The 2,591-nt window shown below is 75.3% G+C and carries 2 protein-coding genes and 1 pseudogene; all 3 read left to right on the top strand.

All coding sequences use genetic code 11. The features are described from left to right. Nucleotides 1-36: 36 nt before the first annotated feature. A complete protein-coding gene (locus FOE67_RS22400) occupies nucleotides 37-1,386 on the top strand; it encodes an aldehyde dehydrogenase family protein (protein WP_182666649.1) in 1,350 nt (449 codons plus the stop codon). Nucleotides 1,387-1,563: 177 nt separating this feature from the next. Beyond that, nucleotides 1,564-2,337 (top strand): 3-oxoacyl-ACP reductase, encoded by a 774-nt coding sequence (locus FOE67_RS22395; RefSeq protein ID WP_182666650.1) that lies wholly within the window; start codon nucleotides 1,564-1,566, stop codon nucleotides 2,335-2,337. Nucleotides 2,338-2,394: 57 nt separating this feature from the next. Next, nucleotides 2,395-2,591 (top strand): annotated as a pseudogene (locus FOE67_RS29635) (hypothetical protein); the annotation flags it as partial.

Here is a 2,591-nt window from a genome sequence, read left to right as displayed (position 1 = left end):
GCCCCCGACCACCCGCGGGTCCCCGCCGGACGTCCGGTGATCGACCCCACCACCGAGGAGACCCTCGCCGTCGTCCCCGACACCGACCCCGCCGCCGTGGACGACGCGGTGGCCCGGGCGGACGCGGCCGGCGCCCGCTGGGCCGCGCTCGCCCCCGCCGACCGGGCCCGCGCGCTGCGGCGTTTCGCCGACGTCGTGGACGGGCATCTGGACGAACTGGCGGCCCTGGAGACGGCCGAGGCCGGACACCCGGTCGCCGCCGCCCGCCGGGAGGCCGAACAGGTCCGCGACCTGCTGGAGTACGCGGCCGGGGGAGTGGAGCGGCTGACCGGGCGACAGATCCCCGTCGCCGGCGGGACGGCCGTGACGTTCGCCGAACCCCTCGGTGTGGTCGCGGTCATCGCACCGTGGAACTTCCCCCTGCCCATCGCCGCATGGGGCGCGGCCCCGGCGCTGGCGGCGGGCAACGCGGTCCTCCTCAAGCCCGCCGAGCAGACCCCGCTGACCGCGCTCCGCCTGGCCGAACTCGCCTCGGAGGCCGGGCTCCCGGAGGGCCTGTTCCGGACCCTGCCGGGAGCGGGCGCCGTGACCGGGGAGGCCCTGGTGGACCACCCCGGGGTCGCCAAGGTCGTCTTCACCGGCTCCACCGCCGTGGGGCGCCGGATCATGGCCCGCTGCGCCGGCACCGTCAAGCGCCTCACCCTCGAACTGGGCGGGAAGAGCCCCATGGTCGTCTTCGCGGACGCGGATCTGGAACGCGCCGCCGCCTCGGCCCCCGGCGCGTTCCTCGACAACGCCGGCCAGGACTGCTGCGCCCGCTCCCGGATCCTGGTCCAGAAGGAGGTCCGGGACCGTTTCCTGGAACTCCTGGAACCCGCCGTGCGGGCGGTCCGGGTCGGGGACCCCCGCGACCCGGACACCGACATGGGCCCCCTGATCTCGGCCGCCCACCGCGAACGCGTCGCCGGACTGGTGCCCACCGACACGCCCGCGCTGGTGCGCGGCGCGGTGCCGGAGGGGCCCGGTTTCTGGTACCCCGCGACCGTCCTGGCCGAGGAGCGGGCCCCGGAACGGGCCCGCACCGAGGAGATCTTCGGCCCCGTCACGGTGATCGGCACCTTCACCGACGAGGACGATGCCGTTCGCCTGGCCAACGACACCCCCTACGGCCTCTCCGGGTCGATCTGGACCCGGGACGCCGCCCGGGCCCTGCGCGTCTCGCGGGGCATCCGGGCGGGCAACCTGTCGGTCAACTCCAACAGCAGCGTCCGCCCCACCACGCCGTTCGGCGGGTTCAAGCAATCCGGTCTCGGCAGGGAGTTGGGCCCGGACGCGCTGGCCGCCTTCACCGAGACCAAGACCGTCTTCATCGACACCGCCCACTGACCCGACCCCGCCCCGCGCCGCTGCGCCGGCACCACCGCACCCCGGGAGAGAACCGTGACCGACCCCGTCCTGGACGCCGGCGAGCCCGCCGAGCCGACCGACCCCGCCGGCACCGGTGTCGTCGATGCCCGCGAATCCACCGCGCCCGAGCCGGTGCCCGGCTCGGCGCCCTCCGGCATGCCGGTGTGCCGGCGCCTGGTGGATCGGGTCGCCGTGGTCACCGGGGCGGGCAGCGGCATCGGTCTCGCCTCCGTGCGCCGCCTCGCAGCGGAGGGGGCCCGGGTCGTGTGCGCCGATATCGACGAGGCGGCCGGCCGGGCGGCGGCCGACGAGGTGGACGGCCTCTTCGTGCGCGTCGACGTCACCGACCGGGAGGAGGTCGAGCGGATGTTCGCCACGGTGGTGGACACCTGTGGCTCGGTCGACTTCTCCTTCCACAACGCGGGCATCTCCCCGCCCGAGGACGATTCGATCCTGACCACCGAACCCGACGCCTGGCAGCGCGTCCAGCAGGTCAACCTCACCTCGATCTACCTGTGCTGTCGGGCCGTGCTGCCCCACATGCGCCGGCAGGGGCGGGGCTCGATCCTCAACACCGCATCCTTCGTGGCGGTCATGGGCGCGGCCACCTCCCAGATCTCCTACACCGCCTCCAAGGGAGGGGTGTTGGCGATGTCCCGCGAACTCGGGGTGCAGTTCGCGCGCGAGGGCATCCGGGTCAACGCGCTGTGCCCCGGCCCGGTCAACACCCCGCTGCTCACCGAACTCTTCGCCAAGGACCCCGAGCGCGCCGCCCGTCGCCTGGTCCACATCCCCGCCGGGCGGTTCGCCGAGCCCGAGGAGATCGCGGCGGCGGTCGCGTTCCTCGCCAGCGACGACTCCTCCTTCGTCAACGCCACCGGATTCCTGGTGGACGGCGGCATCGCGGGGGCGTACGTCACACCGGTGTGAGGACCGGCTCGCGGCCCCTCCCGGGGGAGGAGCCGCCCCGCGGTTTAGGGTGCCCGGGTGACCACCATCCGGTTCGTCGACGACCCGCCGGGGGATCGGGGGGCCCCGGGGCTCCCGATCCCGACCACCCGCCCGGCGGAGGTGCCGGAATGGCGTGCCGCCCCGCCGTCGGCCGGCGACACGCTCGCCGCGGGGGTGACGTCGGGGACGGGAGTCCCCGACACGGTCGCCCCGCCGCTCCCGGCCCACCACCC

The sequence above is a fragment of the Streptomyces calidiresistens genome (assembly GCF_014141525.1).
GTDB classification, from domain to species: Bacteria; Actinomycetota; Actinomycetes; order Streptomycetales; family Streptomycetaceae; genus Streptomyces; species Streptomyces calidiresistens.
The sequence above is the reverse complement of the archived record's forward strand: the minus strand, read 5'-3'. Positions and strand labels throughout refer to the sequence as shown.

What these genes read in the sequence shown, in the direction of transcription:
- FOE67_RS22395 (WP_182666650.1), top strand. Translation starts at nt 1,564, where the DNA reads ATGCCGGTGTGCCGGCGCCTGGTGGATCGGGTCGCCGTGGTCACCGGG.